Origin of the sequence: Corynebacterium anserum (assembly GCF_014262665.1) — a bacterium.
Taxonomy (GTDB): domain Bacteria; phylum Actinomycetota; class Actinomycetes; order Mycobacteriales; family Mycobacteriaceae; genus Corynebacterium; species Corynebacterium anserum.
Map to the genome: position 1 here is coordinate 240,247 of NZ_CP046883.1, position 25,354 is coordinate 265,600.

The 25,354-nt window shown below is 54.9% G+C and carries 19 protein-coding genes and 1 riboswitch; of the genes, 11 read left to right on the forward strand and 8 right to left on the reverse strand.

Features of this window, described 5'->3' with window-relative positions:
• The first annotated feature begins 108 nt into the window (after window positions 1–108).
• Window positions 109–1,017 (forward strand): carbon-nitrogen hydrolase family protein, encoded by a 909-nt coding sequence (locus GP473_RS00900; protein WP_185769590.1) that lies wholly within the window; start codon window positions 109–111, stop codon window positions 1,015–1,017.
• Between the two features lie 126 nt (window positions 1,018–1,143).
• Here GP473_RS00900 and GP473_RS00905 read toward each other — a convergent pair whose 3' ends face one another.
• The 3 genes from GP473_RS00905 to GP473_RS00915 form a co-directional block, all read right to left on the reverse strand.
• Window positions 1,144–2,598 (reverse strand): ferredoxin reductase domain-containing protein, encoded by a 1,455-nt coding sequence (locus GP473_RS00905; protein ID WP_185769589.1) that lies wholly within the window; start codon window positions 2,596–2,598, stop codon window positions 1,144–1,146.
• A 179-nt stretch (window positions 2,599–2,777) separates the two neighbouring features.
• The gene (locus tag GP473_RS00910; protein ID WP_186276976.1) at window positions 2,778–3,881 is read right to left on the reverse strand and encodes a CaiB/BaiF CoA transferase family protein; all 1,104 of its coding nucleotides are present in this window, start codon (window positions 3,879–3,881) and stop codon (window positions 2,778–2,780) included.
• A gap of 107 nt (window positions 3,882–3,988) precedes the next feature.
• The gene (locus GP473_RS00915; RefSeq protein ID WP_185769587.1) at window positions 3,989–5,155 is read right to left on the reverse strand and encodes an acyl-CoA dehydrogenase family protein; all 1,167 of its coding nucleotides are present in this window, start codon (window positions 5,153–5,155) and stop codon (window positions 3,989–3,991) included.
• 174 nt (window positions 5,156–5,329) lie between these two features.
• Between GP473_RS00915 and GP473_RS00920 the strand changes: the two genes are divergently transcribed.
• Window positions 5,330–6,112, forward strand: a complete 783-nt coding sequence (locus tag GP473_RS00920) for an IclR family transcriptional regulator (RefSeq protein ID WP_185769586.1) — start codon at window positions 5,330–5,332, stop codon at window positions 6,110–6,112.
• 157 nt (window positions 6,113–6,269) lie between these two features.
• On the opposite strand, the gene GP473_RS00925 is transcribed toward GP473_RS00920, so the two are convergent.
• Genes GP473_RS00925 through GP473_RS00935 form a run of 3 tightly spaced genes read right to left on the reverse strand, consistent with a single transcriptional unit; the run spans window position 6,270 to window position 9,229 of the window.
• Window positions 6,270–7,559, reverse strand: coding sequence for a TRAP transporter large permease (locus GP473_RS00925; RefSeq protein ID WP_185769585.1), 1,290 nt, complete (start codon window positions 7,557–7,559; stop codon window positions 6,270–6,272).
• Window positions 7,560–7,562: 3 nt separating this feature from the next.
• A complete protein-coding gene (locus GP473_RS00930) occupies window positions 7,563–8,180 on the reverse strand; it encodes a TRAP transporter small permease (protein WP_185769584.1) in 618 nt (205 codons plus the stop codon).
• Complete coding sequence (locus tag GP473_RS00935) at window positions 8,180–9,229, reverse strand: TRAP transporter substrate-binding protein (RefSeq protein ID WP_246394815.1); 1,050 nt, start codon at window positions 9,227–9,229, stop codon at window positions 8,180–8,182. Before GP473_RS00935 ends, GP473_RS00930 begins: the two co-directional genes overlap by 1 nt.
• A 498-nt stretch (window positions 9,230–9,727) precedes the next feature.
• On the opposite strand from GP473_RS00935, the gene clpB reads away from it, so the two are divergent.
• Window positions 9,728–12,367 carry an ATP-dependent chaperone ClpB gene (gene clpB / locus GP473_RS00940; RefSeq protein ID WP_186276977.1) on the forward strand — a complete coding sequence of 880 codons (2,640 nt, stop codon included), beginning with the start codon at window positions 9,728–9,730 and terminating at the stop codon, window positions 12,365–12,367.
• Here the strand turns inward: clpB and ybaK are convergent.
• Window positions 12,364–12,852, reverse strand: a complete 489-nt coding sequence (ybaK, locus tag GP473_RS00945) for a Cys-tRNA(Pro) deacylase (RefSeq protein WP_185769582.1) — start codon at window positions 12,850–12,852, stop codon at window positions 12,364–12,366. The two genes, clpB and ybaK, sit on opposite strands and share 4 nt — an antisense overlap.
• 309 nt (window positions 12,853–13,161) lie before the next feature.
• Here ybaK and exaC point away from each other — a divergent pair, with 309 nt between their 5' ends.
• The 5 genes from exaC to GP473_RS00970 all read left to right on the forward strand — a co-directional run bounded on the left by exaC (window position 13,162) and on the right by GP473_RS00970 (window position 18,474).
• Complete coding sequence (exaC, locus tag GP473_RS00950; protein WP_186276978.1) at window positions 13,162–14,682, forward strand: acetaldehyde dehydrogenase ExaC; 1,521 nt, start codon at window positions 13,162–13,164, stop codon at window positions 14,680–14,682.
• A 221-nt stretch (window positions 14,683–14,903) separates the two neighbouring features.
• Window positions 14,904–16,292: a sodium/glutamate symporter gene (locus GP473_RS00955; protein ID WP_425488586.1), complete on the forward strand. Its 1,389-nt coding sequence runs from the start codon at window positions 14,904–14,906 to the stop codon at window positions 16,290–16,292.
• A 302-nt stretch (window positions 16,293–16,594) separates the two neighbouring features.
• Window positions 16,595–17,452 (forward strand): sulfurtransferase, encoded by an 858-nt coding sequence (locus GP473_RS00960; protein ID WP_185769579.1) that lies wholly within the window; start codon window positions 16,595–16,597, stop codon window positions 17,450–17,452.
• 24 nt (window positions 17,453–17,476) lie between these two features.
• Window positions 17,477–17,941, forward strand: coding sequence for a PTS sugar transporter subunit IIA (locus GP473_RS00965; protein WP_185769578.1), 465 nt, complete (start codon window positions 17,477–17,479; stop codon window positions 17,939–17,941).
• Window positions 17,935–18,474 carry a hypothetical protein gene (locus GP473_RS00970; protein ID WP_186276980.1) on the forward strand — a complete coding sequence of 180 codons (540 nt, stop codon included), beginning with the start codon at window positions 17,935–17,937 and terminating at the stop codon, window positions 18,472–18,474. Before GP473_RS00965 ends, GP473_RS00970 begins: the two co-directional genes overlap by 7 nt.
• A gap of 104 nt (window positions 18,475–18,578) precedes the next feature.
• On the opposite strand, the gene GP473_RS00975 is transcribed toward GP473_RS00970, so the two are convergent.
• Complete coding sequence (locus tag GP473_RS00975) at window positions 18,579–19,436, reverse strand: SDR family oxidoreductase (protein WP_185769576.1); 858 nt, start codon at window positions 19,434–19,436, stop codon at window positions 18,579–18,581.
• 700 nt (window positions 19,437–20,136) lie between these two features.
• Window positions 20,137–20,230: riboswitch (glycine riboswitch) on the forward strand.
• 319 nt (window positions 20,231–20,549) lie between these two features.
• Between GP473_RS00975 and gcvP the strand changes: the two genes are divergently transcribed.
• The 3 genes from gcvP to gcvH all read left to right on the forward strand — a co-directional run bounded on the left by gcvP (window position 20,550) and on the right by gcvH (window position 25,350).
• Window positions 20,550–23,462, forward strand: a complete 2,913-nt coding sequence (gene gcvP / locus GP473_RS00980) for an aminomethyl-transferring glycine dehydrogenase (RefSeq protein WP_186276981.1) — start codon at window positions 20,550–20,552, stop codon at window positions 23,460–23,462.
• 84 nt (window positions 23,463–23,546) lie between these two features.
• Window positions 23,547–24,716 (forward strand): glycine cleavage system aminomethyltransferase GcvT, encoded by a 1,170-nt coding sequence (gcvT, locus tag GP473_RS00985; protein WP_185769574.1) that lies wholly within the window; start codon window positions 23,547–23,549, stop codon window positions 24,714–24,716.
• A gap of 250 nt (window positions 24,717–24,966) precedes the next feature.
• Entirely contained in the window at window positions 24,967–25,350 is a 384-nt protein-coding gene (gcvH, locus tag GP473_RS00990) for a glycine cleavage system protein GcvH (protein WP_185769573.1), read from the forward strand.
• Window positions 25,351–25,354: the final 4 nt, after the last annotated feature.

Genomic DNA, 25,354 nt, shown 5'->3' on the forward strand with positions numbered 1-25,354 from the left:
AGAAAAAGAAATGAAACAGACGGAGCTGTCTGTGGAAAAGTACAGTTATCCACAAGAGCTGAGATAGACAGTGGGCGAGCGAGGATAAACGTAGCTAGGCTGGAACGCATGCGTATTGCGGTGATACAGATGAGCGCCCAGCCAGACGTGGAGGAAAACCTCGCACTCATCCGCAAATATATTGCGGCGGCTGCGGCGAATAACGCTGACCTCGTAGTTTTCCCAGAGGCAGCCATGTTCCCCTTCGATAATGGCCGTCTAGACCAGGTCGCCCAGCCTCTCGACGGGCCGTTTGCTACCGCGGTGATGGATACCGCGCGAAAGCACGATATTACAGCCGTGGTGGGCATGTTCACCCCAGCAGATGTGGTGTACCGCAACCCAGCGGGAGACATTGTCGAAGAACAACCAGAGGGCGCTGGAGAGACGAACAGAATTCATCGTGTTTACAACACGCTGCTTGTCGCAGGCCCGGATGTGGTGACTCACTACAACAAGATCCATACCTACGATGCTTTTGGTTACCACGAATCTGACACCGTCAAGCCAGGTGACCGCCGCGTCACATTCGAAGTTCGAGGTGTCACGGTGGGGCTAGCGACCTGCTACGACATCCGTTTCCCGGGGCATTTTATCGACTTGGCGAATGCGGAAGCGAAGGTCATTGTCGTGCCGACCAGTTGGGCGGATGGTCCAGGGAAGCTCGAACAGTGGCGTGTGCTCACCGCGGCTCGGGCGCTGGACTCCACCTGCTATCTTGTGGCAGCTGGCCAGGCACGCCCAGGGTCTCCTGACCGTTACGGCCAGCCCGATGGTCCGACCGGCATTGGCCACTCTGTGGTTATCGGCCCCAATGGTTCAAAGCTGGCGGAAACCGGCTACATGGCGCAGGTGCTCACCGTGGACATCGATCCAAACCACGTGGACAAAGTGCGCAAAGGCCTTCCTGTTCTAGAAGGGCACAAGGTGGAGCGTGAACTATCCTCCACTGCTGTCGTGATGGCCGGTGGTCATTAAATCCCCGGCGAGTGAGTATAAAAGTCACCTGGCGTAGCCACCTCAGGTTCGGATGTGGCTACGCAATGTGGTTACATCCTGCCCAGGTGTGGCCACATGACGCGGCCAGATTAGGCTCAGACGTGGTTACATAAAGCGTAGGGGTAATTCGATGATCTGCTGTGGCGCCAGGTTATGCCGCTCCACCAATTCCCGGGAAGCCCGGCTAATCATTTCAGGAGAGCCGGCGATGATTACCGTTTTTTCCTCAATCTTGCGAGCCTGCCGCAAAGCCACGTCCACCACATCGCCCTGCACAATCTGTCGCGTTACTTCGTCCGAGGGATGTTCCTCTACGCTGCTGTCCAACGTGGCGTGCCCCGCATGTTCCGGGTCATCAGCGGAGAGGGAACCCTCAGGATTGCCGGAGCCGACCTCATACTGGGGGAGAGGCCGAGAGTCCTCTGGAGTGTGTAGTTGATTAGCGACGGGAACCACACGCAACCAGTCAAAGGCATTCTTCAGTCCCATCATGCCCTCCAGTTCATAGAGCTCGCCCGGGTTGTGTGCTCCCCAAAAAAGCTGAACATTACGCATGGTGGGTGCCGTGCCGTTGGGGCGGACATCCTCAGGTGCAGCGTCCGGGGTGGCACCTATCACTCCTCCCATGACCTGTTGCAAAATCGCTGCGCGAACAGGAGCCAACCCCACAGATTCGGCGATCATGAGGATCGGACGGTTAGTCTCGGCAGAGAACTGAGAGTCGTCTAGATGGAGGCCATAGGGGCGTCCATCCTCGTCACGTGGTTCAGGAGACAATACCCACGTGTCGCCGATTTGCGCGTGGCTAACTACAGTGCGCAAAAAATCATTGGAGAGGTGGTCACCGTGCTGTGTCTTGCCTGCACCGCAGGACACGTGGATTTCAATAAGCCCATCCGGATTAGCGGGAAGAGCAGCATACACCGGGCGCCATACCATCGGCGTGTAGGGCGTGCGAGCCAGCAAAGCCTCGCCCACCGCGTACCTTAAAGGCGGATCCATGTGCATGCGCACTACCTTCATCGTTGGGTTGCGCAGCTCCACATCAACAACCTTCGCGCGAGCCGTTGGTGGGTTAATCTCTTCCCCTCGAGCCTTCGCCCCAATTTCATTCTCCGTTGCCTCGGCCGCACCATGCGCCAGAAGGCTACAGGCTAGTTCCACCGCATCTTTTAGCGACGCCACCCCGTCCGCATCCGGTATGTGCCGATCAATGCTGGCAAGTATCGCCTCAGATAAAGAAGCATAGTGCGTCGCGCCAAGGCCGTGACGTCGAAAAGAAGACCCCAACTGAACGAGTAAAGAACCGGTGGGGTAGTCGAATTCACCGGATTCTTCTACTCCGCGTTCACATCGGTCGAGGAGATGGAGGAGCGTGGGCGCATCCTGTGGAATGGTTTCACCGAAGTGTGTGGCCAGATCTGGTCCGGATGATCCGGCGATGCGTGGTAGTGGAACATTCAGAGGGGCATTTGGGCAGCTCAAGAGGCCTGTTAGTGCGCCGAAGATGATTTCCTCGCGATGGGCACGGGCAGCATCAATGGCGTGGTGGATCGACATGCGTTCATTGTGACACACAGGGTGGATAAGGCACGCCGGACTGAGAAAAGATTCTTAAAGAATTACTTTTCATAGCCGGTGGCTATTGGGATTCCTATGAGAGCTAGTGCGATGACCACTAATGCTCTCGTGCGATGAGCGTCCAAAGCTAGTGAGATGCTCCATGCGATTATTGGAGATTATTGAAAGGACTGGTTGCTCAACTTCTGCGGCGCCGTGTGATATTCCACGGGGGTGTCAGAGAAATTGATGGGGTTACGCACGCTGCGCATTCCGTTGATCTCCACGATGGGGTCTAAACCAAGTGATTCCGCAAACTGAAACGCCTGCTGGATGTCGTTAACTGGGCCGGCGGGGATGCCGGCTCTTCGGAGATCCTCAAACCATTCGTGCGCGGTTTTCTCTTGCAGTGCGTCTTCGATAATGGCGGCGAGTTCCTCTCGGTGAGCCACCCGATCCGAGTTAGTGAGGAAACGTTCGTCAGTGACAAGCTCGGGCATACGGAGAACATCACACGTACGGCGAAACAGAGAATCATTACCTGCCGCGATAGCGAGATCTCCATGTTTAGTAGAGAAAACCTGGTAGGGGGCAATGGAAGGATGAGTATTGCCCATCGCTGTGCCTATCACACCGGCACCCACGTAAGCCGAGGACTGGTTGGCTAATGAAGAGAGCAATGTGTGGAGCAGATTAATTTCAATGAGCTGCCCTTTACCAGTAGCGTGACGAGCGTTCAGTGCTGCAAGGATTCCCATCCCCATGTGTAGCCCAGTGAGTACGTCGACGAGCGCCACGCCCACCTTGACTGGATGATCTTTTTCACCGTTGATGGACATGAGTCCACCTACAGCTTGAACCATGAGGTCATAGCCGCCGATGTCTGCACCTTCGCCGGAGCCGAAGCCCGATAGGGAAGCGTAGATCAACCCTTTGTTGTCCTTGGAGAGAGACTTATAGTCCAGTCCCATCCGCTGCATAGTCCCGGGGCGGAAGTTTTCCACCAGAATGTCTGCGGTGAGGGCGATGTGCCGTGCCTGTTCGCGGCCTTCGTCTGTGGAGAGGTCGATCTCCACCGTCTTTTTATTTCTATTGACGCCAGCAAAGTACGTGGACAGACCCTGTTCATTAAAAGGAGGCCCCCAGGAGCGAGTGTCATCACCAATCCCAGGTCGCTCGATCTTTATCACGTGTGCGCCCATATCTGCCAGCATCATGGTGGCGTAGGGGCCGGCGAGAACTCGGGAGAAGTCTGCTATGACGAGACCGTCGAGGGGACCCATGGTTACCTTTCTTTGTAGGGAATTGGTTGGAAGTGGAGTGGCCTGCGTTGGGGGCGGTTGTGTGGGGTGCGGTTCTTCCTCGAAGGGGAGGCGAGGGCTGTCTTGGCTTAGCGGAAAGCGGATGTGCCGGTAAGTGCTTGGCCGATGATGAGCTGATGCATTTCAGCTGTGCCTTCATAGGTCAAGACTGACTCGAGATTGTTGGCATGGCGCAGTGGAGAGTATTCGAGGGTGATGCCGGATGCTCCCAGGAGAGTGCGGCACTCACGAGCGATGTCGAGAGCTATGCGCGTGGAATTGAGTTTGCCTACGGATACTTGGTGAGGAGCCAGTTCTCCTTTGTCTTTCAACCGTCCCAGCTGGAGGGCAAGAAGAGTAGACTTGTTGAGCTCGACGGCCATGTTGGCCAGTTTTGCCTGCGTTAGCTGGAAGTTGGAAAGAGACTTCCCGAAAACTTCACGGGTCTGGGTGTAGTCAATGGTGGTGACCAAGCAGTCACGGGCTGCTCCCAGCGCTCCCCAGATGATGCCATAGCGAGCCTCGTTGAGGCAGGTCAGCGGACCACGTAGGGAGTTCACTTTCGGTAGTCGGTGGGAGTCCGGTACGCGACAGTTATCGAGGACGATTTCACCGGTGATGGATGCGCGCAAGGATAGTTTCTTGTGGATTTCAGGTGCAGAGAACCCTTCCATATCTGGCTCAAGGATGAATCCTGCGTAGCCGTCTTCTGTGCGTGCCCACACCACAGCGACGTCAGCAACGGGGGAGTTGGTGATCCACATTTTTGTGCCATTGAGGATCCACTCATCTCCGTCTTTCACAGCGCGTGTCTTCATGGACGCTGGGTCGGATCCAGCATCCGGTTCAGTGAGACCAAAGCAGCCTAGATATTCGCCAGCTGCCATTTTTGGCAGGTATTTTTCCTTCTGCTCGTCAGAACCCCAGTGATGGATGGCGAACATTGCCAGGGAGCCCTGTACTGAAACGAAGGAACGCAAACCGGAATCGACTGCCTCGATTTCCATGCAGGCAAGTCCGTATGCCACGGCAGACGCACCGGGGCATCCGTAACCTTCGAGGTGCATTCCTAGGGCACCGAGTTGGCCAAATTGTGGGCCGAGTTCTTTGGCCGGGAGGGTAGCGCTATCGAACCAATCTTGAATGTGAGGTTTCAGGGTTTGAGTAGCGAAGTCCGACATAGCTTCTTGGAGCATGCGTTCCTCCTCTGTGAGGAGGGAGGAGAAGTTCGTGAGATCCAGTGGGGAGCTAGGCATGTCAACTCCTTACATAAATACGTAATAAAGTACTGATTTGTGTATTCTTGAGTGTAGCTTAGATTATTTTGAATGCAAAGGGTTCTTAAGAAAAGATAAGTCGGCATTCGAATTGTTCTGTGATGTCCTATGTCGTCGAGATAGGTAGAAGAGATACAGAAAGGTGTCCCCGAGATGTCGCCACAGCATGCTTCATCAGATGAATTGGTAGTTCACCGCTTTCCCTTCCCAGAGGAAGCGAATACGGGGCGCCCGCGTCATCGAACCGTTGACCGCATAGCAGACATTCTTGAGCACGTGGCCCGTAGCCCCCAGCCGCAAGGGCTGACCGATATCGCCAAAGCGATTGGTGCGCCCGTCAGTTCCACGCAGTCTCTGGTTAATGGGTTAGTTGCGGCGGGGTATCTCGAAGAAACAAACAAGGCCTTCCGTATGGGGTTGGCTCCGTATCTACTGAGCACCCTGGCGGGAAGTCGCCCAGTGGATCAAGTAACGCATGAGATGCTGGAGGCAATCGTCGAAGAAACCGGATACATCGTTGTGCTGGCAGCGCTAGTTGGCGACAACGTCTACTACCTTGACTACGCGTGCTCCGACCCGAAATTCGAGTATCTTGCTCAAAATCGCCTACAGCGTCCGCCCTTGGAAACTTCCGCAGGTTGGGCAATTTTGTCAGGATTAGGGGACGACCAGGTCTGGGGAATCCTGGCTGCGTCGAAGAGCTCACAAGAAACAATAAATAAGTTTCAGCGGTGGTACCCGCACATGAAAGAAACGGGTGAATGTATCGCGCCGGGGGTTGCTTTGAACGGCGCCGACGGTGTGGCTGTAGCGGTAGAGAAGCAGGGAACGGTAGTGGCCTCGGTATCGGTGATTGCATCGCCGGAAGAAATTGAGAAAGACTCTGAGACAATCATCGAGGTGCTTCGCCGTCATAGAAAGAAGTGGAATCGCTGACAGAGGGAGAGAGCTGGTGGATAGAGAACTGATAAACGAACGCGCTCCGTGGCTCGGCTAGGACATGGGCAGGGTCTGTTGCTTGATAAGAATGGGAAGGCGAATGGGGTGAGATGAACTCAATTAATGGGAGCGACTGGTGAGAGAGTGATGATTCTTATTGTTTCCCCATTGCAGGAACCCAGAGAACCAATTCAGGCCATATGAGAAAAGCAAGTGCAATGACCAACATAGCCAGGACGTAAGGGAAGGAGCCCCTGAATACAACGATGGGGTTAATGCGCACTGCTTTGGAGACCACGAACACATTCAGCCCCATTGGCGGCGTAACCATTCCAGTTTCTGCAAGTAGCACGATGAATATGCCGAACCAAACAGGGTCGTAGCCCAGAGATTCGACGATCGGTAGCGTAACGGGAACGGTGAGGGCAATGATGGCTATCTGGTCCATAAAGAAACCCAGTACCACGTAGACCGCAGCAATTAGCAGCATGATGACGAACGGATTGAGTGATGATCCACCTATTGCGCTCACGAGAGTCGGTGTGACGCGGGTTTCGGTTAAAAAATGACCCAAAACATGTGCGGACATGACTATCGCAAAAATCATTCCCGTGGTCTTAACAGTATCCAAGATAGCCTGACCAATTTGCTTGGTGTTCCATTTCCCTCTGGCTATAACCAGGATGACTGCAGCTAAAACTCCTAGGGCCGCAGCTTCGGTTGGTGTCGCAATGCCGAAGAATATGGAGCCAATCACCGCAATGAAGATCAGTAGTAGAGGGGAAGACTGCGCGATATAGGTGGCTTTCTGCTTCCAAGAGTAGGACTCCCCTTTTGGTGCCGATTGCCGGTCGCGCAGAAAACCGAGGTACATCACCACAATCAGGCTGAGAGCAACCAGAAGACCTGGGAAGAAGCCAGCAATGAGAACATCGCCAACGGGCGCTTCAGCTGTGATTGCATAAAACACCAGAATGATCGATGGCGGAATCATTGCAGCCAGAGTTCCGACCACTGCTACCAAGCCAGTTGCAGTTTTCTTATGGTAACCTTCGCGGATCATCCTGGTGGAGGAAGTCTGAGCCAGCGTTGCTGCCGCAGCGGTGGACGAGCCTGACACAGCGGCGAAGGCAGTTCCCGCTCCTACTGAAGCAATTGCGGTGCCGCCGGGGATGCGCCCAATCACGGAACGAGCAGCGTCGAATAGAGAGTCCAAAAGGCCGGACATCAACATCAGCTGGGCCATCAAGACAAACAACGGTACGGCGGAAAGAGAATTAGAACGAACTGCAGCAAAAGGAGAGGTCTCCATGGTGGCTACTGCAAGTTCAGGACCTTCAAGAAATATGAGCCCCACTATTGCAGAGCCGAAAATGGCAAAGCTTACCGGAGTACGCAGGATAATTAGCCCAATAAGAAGTGAAATAATTAATAGAGCAAGCATTGCTTAGACCTCTTCCTCGCCTGGATCGTAATCGGTGAATGGGCGATGCCAAGGAGTTATAAGTTCGCGGAAAAGGTCAATGGCTGCGATGATTGCGCACATCAGTGCCGCAACGGGAACTATAGCCCGATAGGTCCAGTCAGGTGTGGGAAGGTCAGCCATCCCGGGCAACGTCGCATGCCCCATGCTGTGGGCCATGACTGTCTCGTTCCATCCCCCTAGAATCATGAATGTTAAGGAAATAAAAACAATGAGATGGATGGCAATGAGGATGATTTTCTGAACGCGTTTAGGGAAGATTCCGAACAAAGATTGCACAGCAATATGTGATCCCGTTCGATAAGCAGTGACCAAACCGAAGAAGGCGATAAGGGGCAGCATGTACTTCTCAGTGAGAGAAATGTTCCAGCCCAGCGGCGAACCAAAAAATTCGCGCATAGCTATTTCAACGAGAGTGATTGTGGTTAAGCCAATAATCGCTGCGCCTGCTATCCACGCTGCGAGCGCGGACACCATGTTTTGAATTTTGTCCAAAAACGGATGATCGGTGGTGTGATAGCCAAATCGACTGCGTTCAGCAGTGCCATGGTGATCTGGATGCACGAAAGTCTTCGCAGGCATTAGTTCTTAACCTCCTTCTTCTTGGAGTCTTGGGGGTCGTCAGACTTCTTGTCAGATTTTGCGGTGGAATGGTGCGGTGAGGTTCCTCTACCGGATATTTCGGTGGAGTGGGCAGCGCGGAATTCGTTGTGTTTCAACGCCTGTTCAAAGGCATCCACTACTTGTTGAGCAGGGTGTCCAGAATCTTCTGCGTCTTTTATCCACTGATCTCGTACAGGCTTGGCAGTAGCTGCCCATTCCTTGGCATGCTCAGTAACGTCGTAGAACGTCACCCCCGCTTCTTTCATTTCCTCGATGGAAGATTGCCGAGCGGAGTTCAGTGTGTGGCACACGGATTCCTGCGACTGATGAGCGGCATCGGTGAGAGTCTTCTTTTGCTCTTCGTTGAGGGAATTCCAAGTATTTATGTTGATGCCATAGAAGAAGGTGAAGTTCCCTTGATTTGCGCCATAGGTGCTAGCTCCAATGACATCTTCCAAACCGTAGGGAGTAATGGAAATCGGCGACGCTAAAGTTCCCTCCACAGTGCCGCGAGACATCGCTTCATACATATCGCCGATGGGCATACTGACCCCAGCGGCGCCGATCTCTTCAATGACACGATCTAAGGCACCGCCAGTTGAGCGAAGTACGGTTCCTTGGAAGTTGGTGGGACGTGAGGGATCGCGGCCATCAGTCATTGCTTCGTATCCGGGGATTGATCCGGTCCACAATGGCATGAAATTCATGGGTGCGAGCTCTTTTTCATAGAGAAGCCCTCCCGGTCTTACCAGCTCAAGTAGTGCATAAGCGGTAACGCATGCGTCCGAGCTGTATCCAGGTAAATCGCCAATTGAGCTCAAGGGGAATGTAGAGCTCACATACGAGGGAGAAATGACGGCAAGATCTACCACCCCGCTTCTTAGGATGGACGGAATATCAGCCTGTTTTCCGAGTTGCCCAGAGCTGAAGTACTCGATGTCGATGCTCTTATTTTTCTTCATCTTCTCGAGAAAAGGTTTGGTGCCGCCGGTGCCTACCGGATGGGAGAGTGCGTAACTATCGGCCATCTTTAGATGTGCTGTGCTTCCGGGTGGATATGGTTCAGCTGGGGGGTGGGTGCACGCTGCAAGACTGGTGACCAGCGCTGCGCTGATTAGGGTGGCGCTGATGGCTCGTGTTGCTCTGGTCACTACCTTGAGTAGTGGTGGTCTGAACATCGCTGGGAAAACGAGTGATGAGATGTGGTGTTTCTGGTCCATGTGGTGAACTCTTCCCCTCTTCTACGTATATGGGTAAGATATTCCAGATTTGGATAACTTATCGAAACATGACGCCATGTTTGAGGGCAATACCTTTTCTGTATAAAAAACTATGTGGGGGTATATCTGTGGGGTAGATCACACATATATACGTAAGTTGAGTGGAATAGACTCATTCTTTCGGTGGTTGAGTCAGGTGTACTCAAGTATTGTCGAGAACGTTGACTACCGTGGAGAACTCGATGCGGCTGGCAGCGCAGAAACGGCAAAGTGAAATATCCAAAGCTATCAGGAGGGAGAACACCAATGACTAGCTTCACCCCAACCACGAAGACCCAGGCCGCCCTCCAGGCGGCACTGCAAAATGCCTCCGCCAAGGGTAATCCTGATATTCGCCCAGCACACCTCCTGGTTGCCTTGCTGGAGCAAGATGACTCCATCGCGCAGCCCGTGTTGCAAGCTGCTGGTGTGGAGGTTGCTCCGATCCTCGCACAAGCTCGGGAATTGGTAGCTGGCTATCCGAAGGCTTCCGGTTCTAACATGGCCAACCCTAATTTCAACAGGGAGGCGCTCAATGCCCTCACCGCGGGTCAGGAGTTAGCTCAGGAACTTGGGGACACCTACGTATCCACCGAGGTGCTCCTCGCCGCTATGGCACAGGGCGATTCCGATGCCGCTGGCATCCTCAAAGATGCAGGGGCTGACTTCAAAGCAATTCGCGGTGCTTTTGAATCCGTCCGTGGTAACCGGAAAGTCACTACTGAAGAACCAGAAGGGCAATTCCAGGCATTGGAGAAATACTCCACGGATCTTACGGCCCGGGCGCGTGAAGGAAAGATCGACCCAGTCATTGGCCGTGATCAAGAGATCCGACGCGTAGTTCAGGTTCTGTCTCGCCGTACTAAAAACAATCCAGTTCTAATTGGCGAGCCGGGCGTCGGTAAAACCGCCATCGTGGAAGGCTTGGCTCGTCGTGTCGTAGCAGGTGACGTTCCTGAGTCCCTCCGGGGCAAGAGGCTGATTAGTTTGGACTTGGGTTCCATGCTGGCCGGCGCTAAGTTCCGAGGAGAGTTCGAGGAGCGCCTAAAGGCCGTTTTAGATGAGATTAAAGAGGCAGATGGAGAGATCATCACCTTCATCGATGAGCTTCACACCATTGTGGGCGCTGGTGCGGGTGGCGATAGCGCAATGGATGCCGGCAATATGATCAAGCCGTTGCTCGCCCGTGGTGAGCTGCGCCTCGTCGGTGCCACTACTTTGGATGAATACCGTAAGTACATCGAAAAAGATGCCGCCCTGGAGCGGCGTTTCCAACAGGTCTACGTGGGAGAACCGACCGTGGAAGACACTATCGGTATTCTGCGCGGTCTGAAGGAACGCTATGAGGTGCACCACGGTGTGCGTATCCAGGATTCGGCGCTCGTTGCTGCGTCCACCTTGTCTGACCGCTACATCACCAGCCGTTTCTTGCCCGATAAGGCCATCGATCTTGTGGATGAAGCAGCGTCTCGTCTGCGTATGGAGATTGACTCGCGGCCAGAGGAAATCGACAGCGTAGAACGCGTGGTTCGTCGTCTCGAAATCGAAGAAATGGCTCTGGCTAAGGAAAAGGATGCTGCGTCCAAGGATCGTTTGGAGCGTCTGCGTTCCGAGTTGGCTGATGAGAAGGAGAAACTAGCAGGCCTCACCGCTCGTTGGGAGAACGAAAAGGGTGGCATTGATAACCTGCGTGCTCTCAAAGAAGCGTTGGATGATCTGCGTCGCCAGTCTGAGATTGCTGAGCGCGAAGGCAACTTCGCTAAGGTCGCAGAGTTGCGGTATGGCCACATTCCTGACGTCGAAAAGAAGTTAGCCGAGGCCGAAAGGACAGTCGCTGAGCAGCAAGGTGACATGATGCTCACCGAGGAAGTCACCCCAGATACCATCGCCGATGTGGTGAGTGCCTGGACCGGCGTGCCAGCAGGCAAGATGCTCCAGGGTGAGACTGAGAAACTGTTGAACATGGAACTTGTGCTCTCCGGCCGTGTCGTGGGGCAGTCCAAGCCAATCGCGGCGGTCTCCGATGCGGTGCGCCGCGCACGCGCGGGCGTGGCCGACCCTAACCGTCCAACTGGCTCATTCCTCTTCCTCGGCCCAACCGGTGTGGGTAAGACCGAACTGGCTAAGGCGTTAGCTGATTTCATGTTCGATGATGAACGCGCCATGGTTCGCATTGATATGTCCGAGTATGGCGAGAAACATTCCGTGTCTCGCTTGGTCGGTGCCCCTCCGGGATATGTGGGACACGACGCTGGCGGTCAGCTCACTGAAGCTGTACGTCGGCGCCCATACACCGTGGTTCTCTTCGATGAGGTGGAAAAGGCGCACCCAGACGTATTCGACGTACTCCTACAGGTTCTCGACGAGGGACGTCTCACCGATGGTCAGGGGCGTACCGTGGACTTCCGCAATACGGTTCTGATCCTCACCTCCAATCTGGGCGCCGGTGGCACCGAAGAACAGGTGATGAACGCTGTGAAGGCGGCATTCAAGCCAGAGTTCATCAACCGCTTGGATGACGTGCTGATCTTTGAATCTCTCACTGCCGAGCAGCTGGAAGACATCGTTAATATTCAGGTGCGCAGCCTCGCTGAGCGCCTCGCCTCCCGCCGACTTGAATTGGTTGTTTCCGACGCCGCCAAGAAATGGTTGGCAGAACGCGGTTTCGACCCGGCATATGGTGCACGGCCATTGCGTCGGCTCATCCAGAAGGCCATTGGAGACAAGTTGGCTAAGCTGCTGCTAGCAGGGGAGGTCCGCGATGGCGACCGAGTTCAGGTGGACTATATCCCAGTCTCTGATTCCGAAGAGGCTGCACCGGTGGAAACTGGGCTGGAAGCGGCCACCGATGAGCTGGATATTTACGCCATTGGATCGGTGGATGATCCGGAAGACACGGAAATTTAAGGGCTCTTCTTGCGCCTGATCTCGGCAAAGTCTGCGGAGACGGCGTGAGCTAGAGTTTCAGGAGCCAGGACAATCTGCGTGCCGATCTCACCAGCAGATACGTAGATAGTGTCCTGGTTCTTTGCCACGTCGTCGATGACAGTAGGGAACTGACGCTTCATACCGATAGGGGAGCAGCCACCTCGGATATATCCAGTCAATGCCTTCAATTCACGCCAGGGAAACAGCTGCACGTTTTTCACGCCGAAATGCGCGGCGACTTTCTTGAGCGCAAGCTCATGATCCGCGCTCAATACGGCCACGAAGTGCTGTTTGTGTGGCCCCTCGAGGACGATGGTTTTGAAGATCTTTTTCGAAGGCACCCCGAGCGAGTTCGCGACGTGGAGGGCATCGACACCATCTTTGGCATCGTAGGAAGAAGTGGAGTAGTCCAGCTTCAGCTTGTCTAGCTTGCGCATGGCGTTTGTTTTAGGGATCTTCTTCATGGTTCCTTCCTCACATTGCGATACTCATCCTGTGGCTATGCTGCCGTTGGATGACGCAGATTTCTCCTTACCCCCGTTCTCAGGAACAGTTAGAGGGGGCTAGATGTGCTCTGGACAGGAAAAACGCGGTCTAAGGGTGTGAGAATTATATGTGGCAACACAGTTGTAAATCCATAGGTGAACAGCGCTCCCGAAAATTGTGGCGTCGATCTCATAGTAAGCGGTAATTTGAGCATTACCACCACAGGGCGCACCACCATCGTTCGCGTCCCGCACACCACTTCATTTGCATAGGGGAGGTCCACACCCATGACCGTGTACGCAGATCCAGGTACCCCAGGCGCGATCCTCAACTTCAAAGATCGCTATGACAATTACATCGGCGGGCATTGGGTTCCACCGGTCGATGGCGAGTACATGGACAACATCTCACCAATCTCTGGCGAAAAATTCTGCGAGGTGCCACGGTCGAAAGAAGCGGACGTAGAGAAGGCTATCGACGCAGCTCATAGCGCCAAGACAGGTTGGGCGGCTACGAGTGTGCAAAACCGCAGCAACATTCTGCTGAAGATCGCCGACCGCATCGAAGAAAACCTAGAGATGCTGGCCGTCGCGGAGACGTGGGACAACGGCAAAGCCATACGCGAAACCCTGGCCGCCGATATTCCCCTAGCCGTTGATCACTTCCGCTACTATGCAGGAGCATTGCGCGCTCAAGAGGATCGCACGTCTCAGATCTCCGAAGACCTCATTGCTTATCACTTCAACGAACCACTCGGAGTCGTGGGACAAATCATCCCGTGGAATTTCCCCATACTCATGGCGGCGTGGAAACTCGCCCCAGCTCTCGCTGCCGGCAACGCCATCGTCCTCAAACCCGCCGAGCAGACCCCCGCTTCTATCTTGGTGCTTCTTGAACTCATCGATGATCTCCTGCCGCCGGGCGTACTCAATGTGGTTAACGGTCTAGGAACAGAAGCGGGTGTGGCCATCACCAATTCTGATCGCATCGACAAGATCGCCTTCACCGGATCCACCGAAGTTGGCATCCTCATCAACAAAGCTGTGGCGGAGAAACTCATCCCAGTCACTTTGGAACTCGGTGGCAAGTCACCCTCCATATTCTTCTCCGACATCATGGATAAGGAGGATGCCTTCCAGGAAAAATGCGTCGAAGGTTTGACCATGTTCGCCCTAAACCAGGGCGAGGTGTGCACCTGCCCATCACGCGCATTGATCCAAGAAGATATCGCTGAAGAGTTCCTAGCCAAGGCTGTGGAGCGTGTGAAGAAAATCAAGATCGGCAATCCTCTGGATACCGATGTAATGATGGGGGCGCAGGCCAGCCAAGAGCAGATGGATAAGATCACTGGATACCTGCAGTCTGGACCGGAAGAGGGCGCGGAAGTTATTGTCGGAGGTCACGTTAACCAGATTGATGGCCGCGACAACGGATTTTACGTCACCCCAACCATCTTGAAGGGTGACAACTCCATGCGGTGTTTCCAGGAAGAGATCTTCGGCCCCGTCCTTGCCGTGACCACGTTCAAGGACTTCGACGAGGCAATTAAGATCGCCAATGACACTGAGTACGGACTCGGCGCGGGAGTATGGACACGCAATGGACGTCAGGCGTACAAAGCTGGCCGGGCGATCCAATCGGGACGCGTGTGGATCAACAACTATCACTCTTACCCGGCACACGCCGCGTTCGGCGGATACAAGAAATCAGGCCTTGGCCGCGAAACTCACCTCATGATGCTCGAGCACTACCAGCAAACTAAGAACCTTCTGTGGTCCTATGATGAGAACCCGACTGGCCTGTTCTAACTTTCGCCAGGTGGAAACCCATCAGGTCTAGGAAAACCGGCAGTTAATGGAATCGGATGGATTGCAGAGGGAGGCTTCTCATCAAGATTAAAATCTGATAACTAATTGCTGCTTTTGGGGCAGTGCGCCAGCGCATGAGGCTTAAACTCAGAAGTGATGTGCCTACATGCGCCTTTGCTCTGCTCATGCGCGTGTGAATGACGAGCACGAGTTTTCTGAGAATGAGGAGCAGCCCCGTGGAATATTCGGTCTTTGATCTGTTGGTGGACGTGGGGTTGATCTCCGTCCTGCTGGTGGTCGGTACCTTTATGCGACGCCATTTTGCATGGTTCCGTAACCTCCTCATCCCCGCGCCGATAACCGCAGGGCTTCTTGGTTTGTTATTCGGTCCAGAAGTACTGGGAATCATGCCCTTTTCCGCGGCGCTGGGAGATTATTCCACGCTGCTCATTGCCGTGGTGTTTGCCGCCATGCCGTATTCCATGAGTTTCGCTTCCCGAGATATCTCCAAGGCGAAGAACATGTGGTCCTACTCCGCATCCATGTTCTTAGGACAGTGGGGAGTTTTCGTCTTGTTAGGAGCGCTACTATTCGCCCCTCTATTCGGCACAGATAACTGGTTTGGGATGATGCTGCCAGTGGGCTTTGTCGGTGGTTTTGGTACAGCAGCTGCCGTCGGAGGTGCCTTGAATTCCATTGGAATCGAAGAGGCTGCGTCGTTGGGCTTTACATCAGCAACCATCGGAACGTTGGCGGCTATCGTGGGCGGAATCATCTTTGCCAACTGGGGCATCAAAACTGGCCGTACTTCCACACTGCCAAAGAAACTTCCTTGGGAATTGCGTTCCGGAGAGATCACCAAGAAATCCAAGCAGCCGTCTATCGGTAATGCGACCACTAACCCATCTTCCATCGAGCCCCTGGCACTGCATGCCGGATTCATTGCTGTGACGGTAACTATCGCGTACTTCATCCAGCAATTCATTCAGGGGAAATTTGAATCCGTGTCTATCCCGCTGTTTGCCTTGTCATTTGTTGTGGGTATCGGTGGTAGGATTTTCCTCAAAGTTATTAAGCGGCCTGAATATTTGGATCCAACTACAGTGAAGTCCATCTCCGGTGCGTCTACTGATTTTCTTATTGCATTTGGTGTGGCATCGATTGTTCCTGCCGCTGTCGCAAGTTATGTGGTTCCGTTGTTAATCCTGTTCGTGGCAGGCATCATCTATTGCACGCTGTTTTTCTTCTTCGCCTCGCCGGTGTTCTTCGGTGAGAAGTGGTTAGAGCGCGGAATTATCGGTTGGGGCTGGGCCACCGCTGCCGTTGCAACTGGTATTGCATTGCTGAAGATTGTGGATCCAGAGCTGAAGTCCGGTGCTCTCGACGAATATGGCATTGCGTATGTGGGATATGCGCCGATTGAAATCGCGGTAAATATTTTCGCGCCGATCGCGGTAATAGCCGGTTTTACCGTGGGCTTCGGTGCTATCACGACGGTTGCAGCTGTAGCCATTTTCCTGCTGCCCTTCTTTTTCGGTTGGCTGCCTGGAAGGAAGAACAGAAAAGACGACACGGACCGCAGCGAGGCCTCTGCTAGCGCTGCTGCCTAGTTTCACCAACCCAAACAGATGACCGTGACCAGCATAAGGGGAGTGGTTAAGGGAGCCAGAGCTGGGCTTTGGCTAGGAATACGAGCTGCCCCCAATGCCCCTGACTGCGCACATCTTCCCGCTATCACATTCTTCCTTCCATCTGCTTCGGAGTTCGGCTGTCCTCTTATCACGTTCTTCGCCTTAACCGTTTTCGGAGTTCGGCTGTCCTCTTATCACGTTCTTCGCCTTAACCGTTTTCGGAGTTCGCTCCCCGTTATCAACCGCGCGTGCCTACCACCATGCGGATAGACTGAAGAACTATGACTAACTTTTCCTCCCACCCGGGCAGCCCGTTTACCTCGGGCGAGAGAATGTTCTCTGCCTTCACCGCTGGCGAGCGCATGACCGTGATCGATTCCCACTGGGCAAAAACCGAAAACAGCGCCTGGGAGGCATACGTGGGCCAACACATCCCCGGCTCCATGTTCTGTAACCCCCTCACTCAGCTAGCGGACATCCCCTCGCGGCAAGCCGGCCGCAACCCCCTTCCCGATGTCAATGACCTTCAACGGTCCTTCAACGACTGGGGTTTCCTGAAAAACCGCCCCGTTTTCGTCTACGACGCCGGCGTGAATCTCTACGCCGCTCGCGCCTGGTGGGTGTATCGCTGGGCGGGAGTTCAAGAGGTGTACATACTTAACGGCGGTACTCCAGCCTGGGAAGAAGCCGGTGGCGATGTTGCTGGTGGTATCGGTGCTCTACGGGGTAGAGGAAATGTCGAGGTGAAGCCTGGCTGTATGCCCCAGATCTTCATCGATGAAATTGATGAGTGGAAACGCGACCACATGCTGATCGACGCACGTGACGAGAGCCGCCATCAGGGCGTGAAAGAGTCCTATGATCACCAAGCCGGGCATATCCCAGGTTCCCTGAACATCCCAGTGTCCCGCCTGGCTGATTCCCGCGGCCGAATCAAAAGCCCCGAAGAGGTGCGTGAAATTCTGCGCACATATGGAGTCACCGATGGCGAAAACGTCGCGGTGTATTCAGGATCAGGGCAACATTCCTCACTGTTCATCGCCGCAATGGAGCACGCCGGTCTACCAGGAGCTCGTCATTTCCTAGGTGGTTGGTCTCAGTGGGCTGCGGATTCTTCCCGTCCCATCGAACGCGGCTAACGGTGGCTGACTACAATTTCACCCATGACAAAACCTGAGCTCACCATCCTCTCCCCACTCGAGGGAACCGTGGCGAGCTTAGAATCCGTGCCAGACCCCATCTTCGCCACAGGCACCGTAGGTGCTGGGGTTGCGGTGGTTCCGGATCCTGGCGTCGAAGTTGTAGAAATAACCGCACCGATGGACGGCACACTGACCAGAGTACAACCGCACTTCTTCGTGCTCGACAACGGAGAAAAACAGCTCCTCGTTCAACTGGGAGTGGATACGGCGCGGCTAGAAGGACAAGGCTTCGATACCCACTGGCCAGAAAGCACCGACGTTCACCAAGGCATGCCCATAGTCACATACACACCACGTGAACTAGGCCGCATGGGGTTCGACCCGATCGTGATAATTGTGATGATGAAAACCAGCACCCACGATCTGAAGAAACTGGCGTATCCTGGCGAACCCATCAACAGAGGAGGCAAGTTGTTCTCATGCTGAGACGCATCTGTTCCGGCTTATCGGTCTTAGGCGTGCTACTCGCAGCGACGAACAATTCCGCCCGCATCCCCGCCGAGCACGCAACCCTCGTTCTGAGCGTATTCTTCGTGCTATTCCTCTGGGTACAGATCTACCCACTCGTTATGACTCTGAGCGGGCACTGGGGACACCGGCGCCACCCAGTGAACAAAATGTACACCTTTTTCGCCAGCCTAGGCCTCGTGGGCGTGCTGGGAATCATCGCGGCTGTTGTTCTCTCGAAATCAGGGACGGAACTAATTTTGATACTGGCTGGTCCAACCATGTTCCTAGGGATTGTGGGCGCTGCGGTTCTTGCATTCTTCGCTGCGCCGTGGAAAGACTGGGCATTTCACGACCCGGAAGATCGCGAGGGAAAAATCCGGAGTAGTCGCATCGGTAGGGCGCCCGTGGAGGAAGAAGGATGGATGAATAACCTGGTCAACTCCGAAAGCGCCCGGCCAAAGCTACCGACAACAGCGCCCGAAGAAAAACAGACGAAGCCTGAAGCTTAGAAAACCTGAGTTAGGTTGAGCATCCTCACCTGCAGTCGGTATGGGCTCACGCGCCAGGGATAGCTGAGGGGTGAAGGCGTAAGCCGCAAAACGCGGAGTCGACTTTACAGCCCGTGTTTCTTATTGATGATCCAGTGCATAGTTTCCTCCGGGACGATGCGCGAAAATGGGAAAGCCACAGATGCAGCGGAACCAGTGGCGTAAAGGGGCTTGGGGCGTTCGTCCAGAATCGCCTCAAGAATCACATCCGCTACGCGCTCTGGAGTGATTCCCATAGACTCATTACGATCCAACTTCCTCAGCATTGTGAAGAACTCTCTCCCATACACGCCTTTCTCATCGACGTACTTGGTGCGTCGCGAGGATAGTCCGGTGTTGATCGAGCCCGGTTCCATCGCCATCATTCCGATACCAAAAGGGCGCAGTTCGCGACGAGAGGCGAAAGCGAAACCCTTGATCGCAGCCTTGGAAGCAACATAACTAGAACGATAGGCCAGCGGGAAACTGCCCAACATGGAGCCAACCATGACGATGCGACCACGACCTGCGTTACGCATGGCGGGCAGGAGGCGCTGAGTGACGTCCACATGGCCAATCACATTGACCTGCATGAGACGCTCAAGAGCCTCACGAGGTAGCTCCTCTAGAGGCCCGGACTGAGACTCGCCTGCGTTGTTGACCAGCACGGACGGGGTTCCGCGCTCCAAAACCTGTTCGCAGAAACGCGCAATGGAATCTGGCTGTTCCAGGTCCAGCTGCAGGTACTCCACGCCCGGGATCGGATCAATGACCTTAGCTGGGTCGCGCGTGGAGCCGATGACGTGGAAGTTTGTGCCTTGATGATGAACTAAAGCGGCGGCGGTAGCTAAACCGATGCCGGAACTTGCGCCAGTGACTATAGCTACGCCGTCGGAGACAGAGGGGAGCTTGGGGCTGCGAAAAGCGTGTGAAAGTTTTGTCATACACACCATTGTGGACTACAGGGAGCGTGCTTGAGGGTGATTTTGCTGCACCACATTCCGGCGGGGGTTGTGTGGTTGGCGTTGTTGAAACGGTTTATGTTGTTTCGGGGAAGTTTGTGGTAGCTAATTAGTCCTCGTCTAGGACAGTTGACGTGCGTTGTTGCTCAGATGGCGTCGTATGGCCCCGCGGATGCACAAATACCGCGTTCTATGAGTTTCCCTTCAGTAAAAGCCCAGGTCAGAATCCCGCTATCGACGCAGAACGCGGTATTTGTGACGTTTGCCCGTGCGCTCTATGATGCCATTCACCCGTGCGCTCTATGATGCCATTCACCCGTGCGCTCTATGATGCCATTCACCCGTGCGCTCTATGATGCCATTCACCCGTGCGCTCTATGATGCCATTCACCCGTGCGCTCGATGATGCCATTCACCCGTTGGGGTTGGGGTTAGTGTTTTTGCACGTGAGTTGTGGGTTCTTCTACGAGTAGATCAGACTTCGTATTTGCGATTCAGTGTTGGGCTGCCAGGCGACACGGGATGAAACGGGAAGAAAACCCCAGCCGTGATTAGACACCTGATAACGCGATATGCAGTGACACGGTGCGTAGTTACACGATATGATGAGCAAGCATTGAAAAGAGCGCTGGCAGCAGCGCTCTTTAAACGCGAAAACCTTAGACAACTTCATACGCCGTTTGTAATTGCAGTGGGAGAGACCGAGCCCAGCGCCGGCCGCCGACGGAGCAAATTCTCCCCAGGACACTCTCAGGCACCCGTACCGCTGCAGTGAGGCACCTCTGGAAAGATCCCCGCGCATTCGTCCGTGCGGAGACGCCGAAGGAGAAAGGCACAGCGTGGTCATGCTGAAGCTCTCAGGCACCATCGACAGAGTGGGGAGGACAAAACAAGCCCAGCGTCATGCCGTGTGCTTGGCAGATAGGAACAGTGCTAACCACCAACTGGTGAAGCGCACCCAACGGTGCAAAGCAGAAGCGCACCCAACAGTGCTAACCACCAACTGGTGAAGCGCACCCAACGGTGCAGAGCAACTGCCCGTATCTACCCTGCGCATTGTCCGCGGCATGCGATAACGGAAGAAAACCACTAACAATGGCACACACCGCACCCTTTGTCCCCCGCCATATTGGACCTCAGGCTGATGAGCTCCAGGAGATGCTGAGTTACCTTGGCTATGACTCCTCCAAGGCTTTGGCTGATGATGCTTTGCCTTCTTCAATCCAGCAGCAAGGTCCAATCGGTCTGCCGGATGCCCTGAACGAGCAGGATACCCTCGCCGCACTGCGCGCTTTCGCAGATAAGAACGTGCAGAAAAAGCAGCTCATCGGCAACGGTTACTATGACACCATCACCCCAGCCGTCATTCGCCGCAACGTCACTGAGAACCCTGGCTGGTACACCGCATACACGCCCTATCAGCCGGAGATCTCCCAGGGGCGTCTCGAAGCGTTGCTGAATTTTCAGACGATGGTGCAGGATCTCACCGGTTTGCCGGTTGCTGGTGCTTCTTTGCTGGATGAGGCCACTGCCGTTGCGGAGGCTGTTCAGCTGATGGCTCGTGGTAACGCGAAGGCTGCCAAGAAGGGTGGCGTGGTGCTCCTGGATTCTGAGCTGCACCAGCAGAACATCACGGTCACTGTGGCTCGCGCTGAGGCTGCGGATATTCCGGTGGAGGTTGTGGAGATCGCTGATGATTGTGATTTCTCTGCCTACGAGAATCTGGTGGGTGTGGTGATCTCTAACCCTGGCACCACCGGCCGTGTGCGCGATATTGCTCCGTTGATTGCTGCTGCTAAGGATGCGGGTGCTTTGGTTACGGTTGCTTGCGATCCGTTGGCGCAGGTGCTGTTGGCTTCTCCTGGTTCTCAGGGCGCGGATGTTGCTGTGGGTTCTGCGCAGCGTTTTGGCGTGCCGTTGTTCTTTGGCGGTCCTCATGCTGCGTTCATGGCATGTACGAATAAGCTTGAGCGTAAGATGCCGGGGCGCATCGTTGGTGTGTCTAAGGATGCGGAGGGGACTCCGGCTTATCGTTTGGCGTTGCAGACGCGTGAGCAGCATATTCGCCGTGAGAAGGCCACGTCTAATATTTGTACTGCTCAGGCTCTGTTGGCTGTGATGGCTGGTTTTTATGCTGTGTGGCATGGGCCTGAGGGGTTGCGTCGTATTGCGGCTGAGGTGCATGGTCGCGCTGTGGCTCTGGGGGTTGCTTTGTCTGAGGCTGGTTTGGCGTTGGCTCACGATGTTTTCTTCGACACTGTGACCGTTAAGGTTGATGAGATCGACGCCGTTTTGTCCGCAGCCGTGGATGCGGGCTACAACTTGCGTCGTGTCAATGACGAGTTTGTGGGTATTTCCGTCGGTGAATCTACGACCGACGCAGACATTGCCGAGCTGGTAGAGATCCTGTCTGGCCAGTCTGCTTCGATTGACACTGCGGCACTCGATGTTGCGGATGGTCCATTGGGGGAGGCTCAGGTACTGCGGGACGATGAGATTCTCACGCATCCGATCTTCAACACCATCACGTCTGAGACTCAGATGATGCGTTACTTGCGTAAGCTGGCGGATCGCGATTTGGCGTTGGATCGCACGATGATTCCGCTGGGTTCGTGCACGATGAAGCTGAACGCGGCTGTGTCTATGGAGCCGGTAACGTGGCCGGAGTTTGCGGGGATTCATCCGCATGTTCCAGAGGATCAGGCTCAGGGGTGGCTTGAGCTGATCGCTGATCTGGAGGAGCGGTTGGAGAAGATTACGGGCTACGCCAAAGTGTCGGTGCAGCCTAATGCTGGTTCTCAGGGTGAGTTTGCGGGTCTGCTGGCTATCCACCGTTATCATTTGTCTCGCGGTGATGATCAGCGCAATTTGGTGCTGATCCCTGCGTCTGCGCATGGCACGAATGCCGCGTCTGCTGCATTGGCTGGCCTGGGTGTGGTCGCGGTGAAGAATGCTGAGGATGGGTCTATTGACCTGGCGGATCTGGATGCCAAGCTGGAGAAGCATGGGGAGAACATCGCTGGAATCATGATTACGTACCCGTCTACTCACGGCGTGTATGAGGAGCAGGTCCGGGAGGTGTGCCAGAAGATTCACGATGCGGGAGGCCAGGTATATATCGACGGTGCCAACCTCAATGCGCTTGTTGGTTTGGCGCAGCCGGGTGAGTTTGGGGGCGACGTGTCCCACTTGAATCTGCATAAGACCTTCACCATCCCTCATGGTGGCGGCGGGCCTGGTGTGGGACCTGTATGTGTGGCAGAGCATCTCATTCCTTTCTTGCCATCGGATCCATCTGCTGATCTCATCGAGGGCGAAGATGATTACTCCACCGGTCAGCCCGTGTCTGCTGCTCGCTATGGTTCGGCCGGTGTGTTGCCAATTACGTGGTCGTATATCGCCATGATGGGTGATGAGGGACTAACTGAGGCTTCTCGCATTGCTTTGGTGAATGCCAACTATGTGTCGCGCAAGTTGGAGAATTTCTTCCCGACTCTTTATAAGGGCGATACTGGCTTGGTGGCTCACGAGTGCATCCTGGATTTGCGTGAGCTGACTAAGAAGTCAGGTATCACTGCAGCGGATGTGTCCAAGCGTTTGATGGATTATGGCTTCCACGCCCCCACTCTGGCATTCCCTGTTGCTGGCACTCTCATGGTTGAGCCAACAGAATCTGAGGATAAGGGCGAGCTGGATCGCTTTATTGAGGCCATGGTCAGTATTCACGGTGAGATTCAGCAGGTTATTGACGGCAAGGTTTCTGCAGAGGAGTCTGTACTACGTCACGCGCCTTTCACCGCCTACTCCGTGACCCGCGATGATTTCGAAGAGGCGGTGTCCGGCGGTAAGTTCTCGCGTTCCCAGGCGGCGTTCCCGGTGGCTGGCTTGCGAACAACGAAGTACTTCCCACCGGTGCGCCGTATTGATGATGCTTATGGCGACCGCAATCTGATGTGCACCTGTCCGCCGATTGAAGCTTTCGAGACTGAAACCCCGGACGAGGCTTAGATTTCGCACGAGGTTGAGACCCCGGACGAGGCTTAGATTTCGCACGAGGTTGAAACCCCGGACGAGGCTTAAGGAGAAATAACGATGACCGAACTGAAGAAGACCGCGCTGCATGCAGTGCACGGTAACCTTGGAGCCCGCTTCACCAACTTCGGTGGTTGGGATATGCCGCTGAAGTACAGCTCTGAACTCGAGGAGCACCACGCTGTCCGTAAGGCTGTGGGTGTTTTCGACCTGTCCCACATGGGTGAGGTTTTTGTATCCGGCTCCCAGGCCGCTGAGTTCTTGGATTACGCGCTGATCTCCAAGATCTCCGCCGTGAAGGTGGGCAAAGCTAAGTACTCGATGATCTGTACTGAGAAGGGAACCATCATCGATGATTTGATCACCTACCGCCTGGGCGAGCAGGAGTTCTTGGTTGTCCCTAACGCGGGGAACGTTCCTGCCGTCGCTGCTGCTTTGCAGGAGCGCGCAGCGGGCTTTGACGTAACGGTCGATAATCAATCTGAGAATCGCTCCATGATTGCGGTTCAGGGGCCGCGGGCTGTTGAGGTCATGCTGGATGTGGTGGAGAACGTCACTGACGCACCGGAGGGTTCCGGAGCAGGGCCTACGGTCAAGGAGGCTGTTGAGGGCGTGGGCTACTATGCTGCCTTCCAGGGTATTGTTGCAGGTCAGCCTGTGATTATTGCTCGCACCGGTTATACGGGCGAGGATGGTTTTGAGATTATCGTGAAGAACGATGGTGCCGAGGTTGTGTGGGCTGAAGCTCTCGCTAAGGCCACCGCGCTTGAGGGTAAGCCTTGCGGCCTGGCATGCCGCGATACCCTCCGACTGGAGGCCGGTATGCCTTTGTATGGCAATGAGCTTTCTCTGGATTTAACTCCGGTCGACGCAGGACTGGGTATCCTCGCTGCCACCAAGTCCAAGGAGTCCTTCGTTGGTCGCGATGCCATCGTGAAGGCCAAGGAGGAGGGAACTAAGCAGTCCCTCATTGGACTGGTGGGCGAGGGGCGGCGTGCTGCCCGCGGTGGCTACGAGATCTTCGCTGAAGGGGAGTCCGGGGCTGCTATCGGCACGGTCACCTCAGGCGCTCTGTCCCCAACTTTGGGGCATCCAATTGCGTTGGCGTATGTCAGCGCCGATGCTGTTGCCTCCGGCATTGTGGAGGGCGCTACCGTTGAGGTTGATATTCGCGGCAAGCGCTTCCCTTATAAGGTTGTGGCACTGCCGTTTTACAAGCGTGAAAAGTAGGCTGCTTTTCGCGCCTGGTTGATCCCTCGCGAGAAGAGGTTCTTCATACCTGGAGCGAGAAGTAGGTTGCTTTTCGTTGAGTGTGCGCGGAGACGTCCTGGGCTGCACCGTGCCACGGCTGCGGTCTGGGCTGCGGCGTGCTATAGCTCAGACGCTGTCGTCGCCCTCGTGTAAAGTCTTGACCAGCGCAACACTATGCTGCGAGACGTTTTGAAGTGTTCGATTTAGGTATCCATCAAAGGAGCTGACCATGGCTGCACTGCCAACTGATTTCCTGTACTCCGAGGAGCACGAGTGGGTGAATTCCGCTTCTGTTTCCGAGGGCGACACTGTTCGTGTGGGCATTACACACATTGCCGCTGACGCGCTCGGTGAGATTGTTTTCGTCGAGTTGCCTGAGGTCGGTACCGAGGTCGAGGCTGGCGAGGCTTTCGGCGAGGTTGAGTCCACCAAGTCTGTGTCTGACATTTACGCCCCTGTTTCTGGCGAAGTGGTTGCCATCAATGAGGAGCTTGAGGATAACGCTGGCTTGATCAACGAGGATCCGTACGGCGAGGGTTGGCTGTACGAGGTGAAGGTCTCCGAAGTTGGCGACCTGATGGATGCTGCGGTCTACGCTGAGGCCAACGAGTAACGCA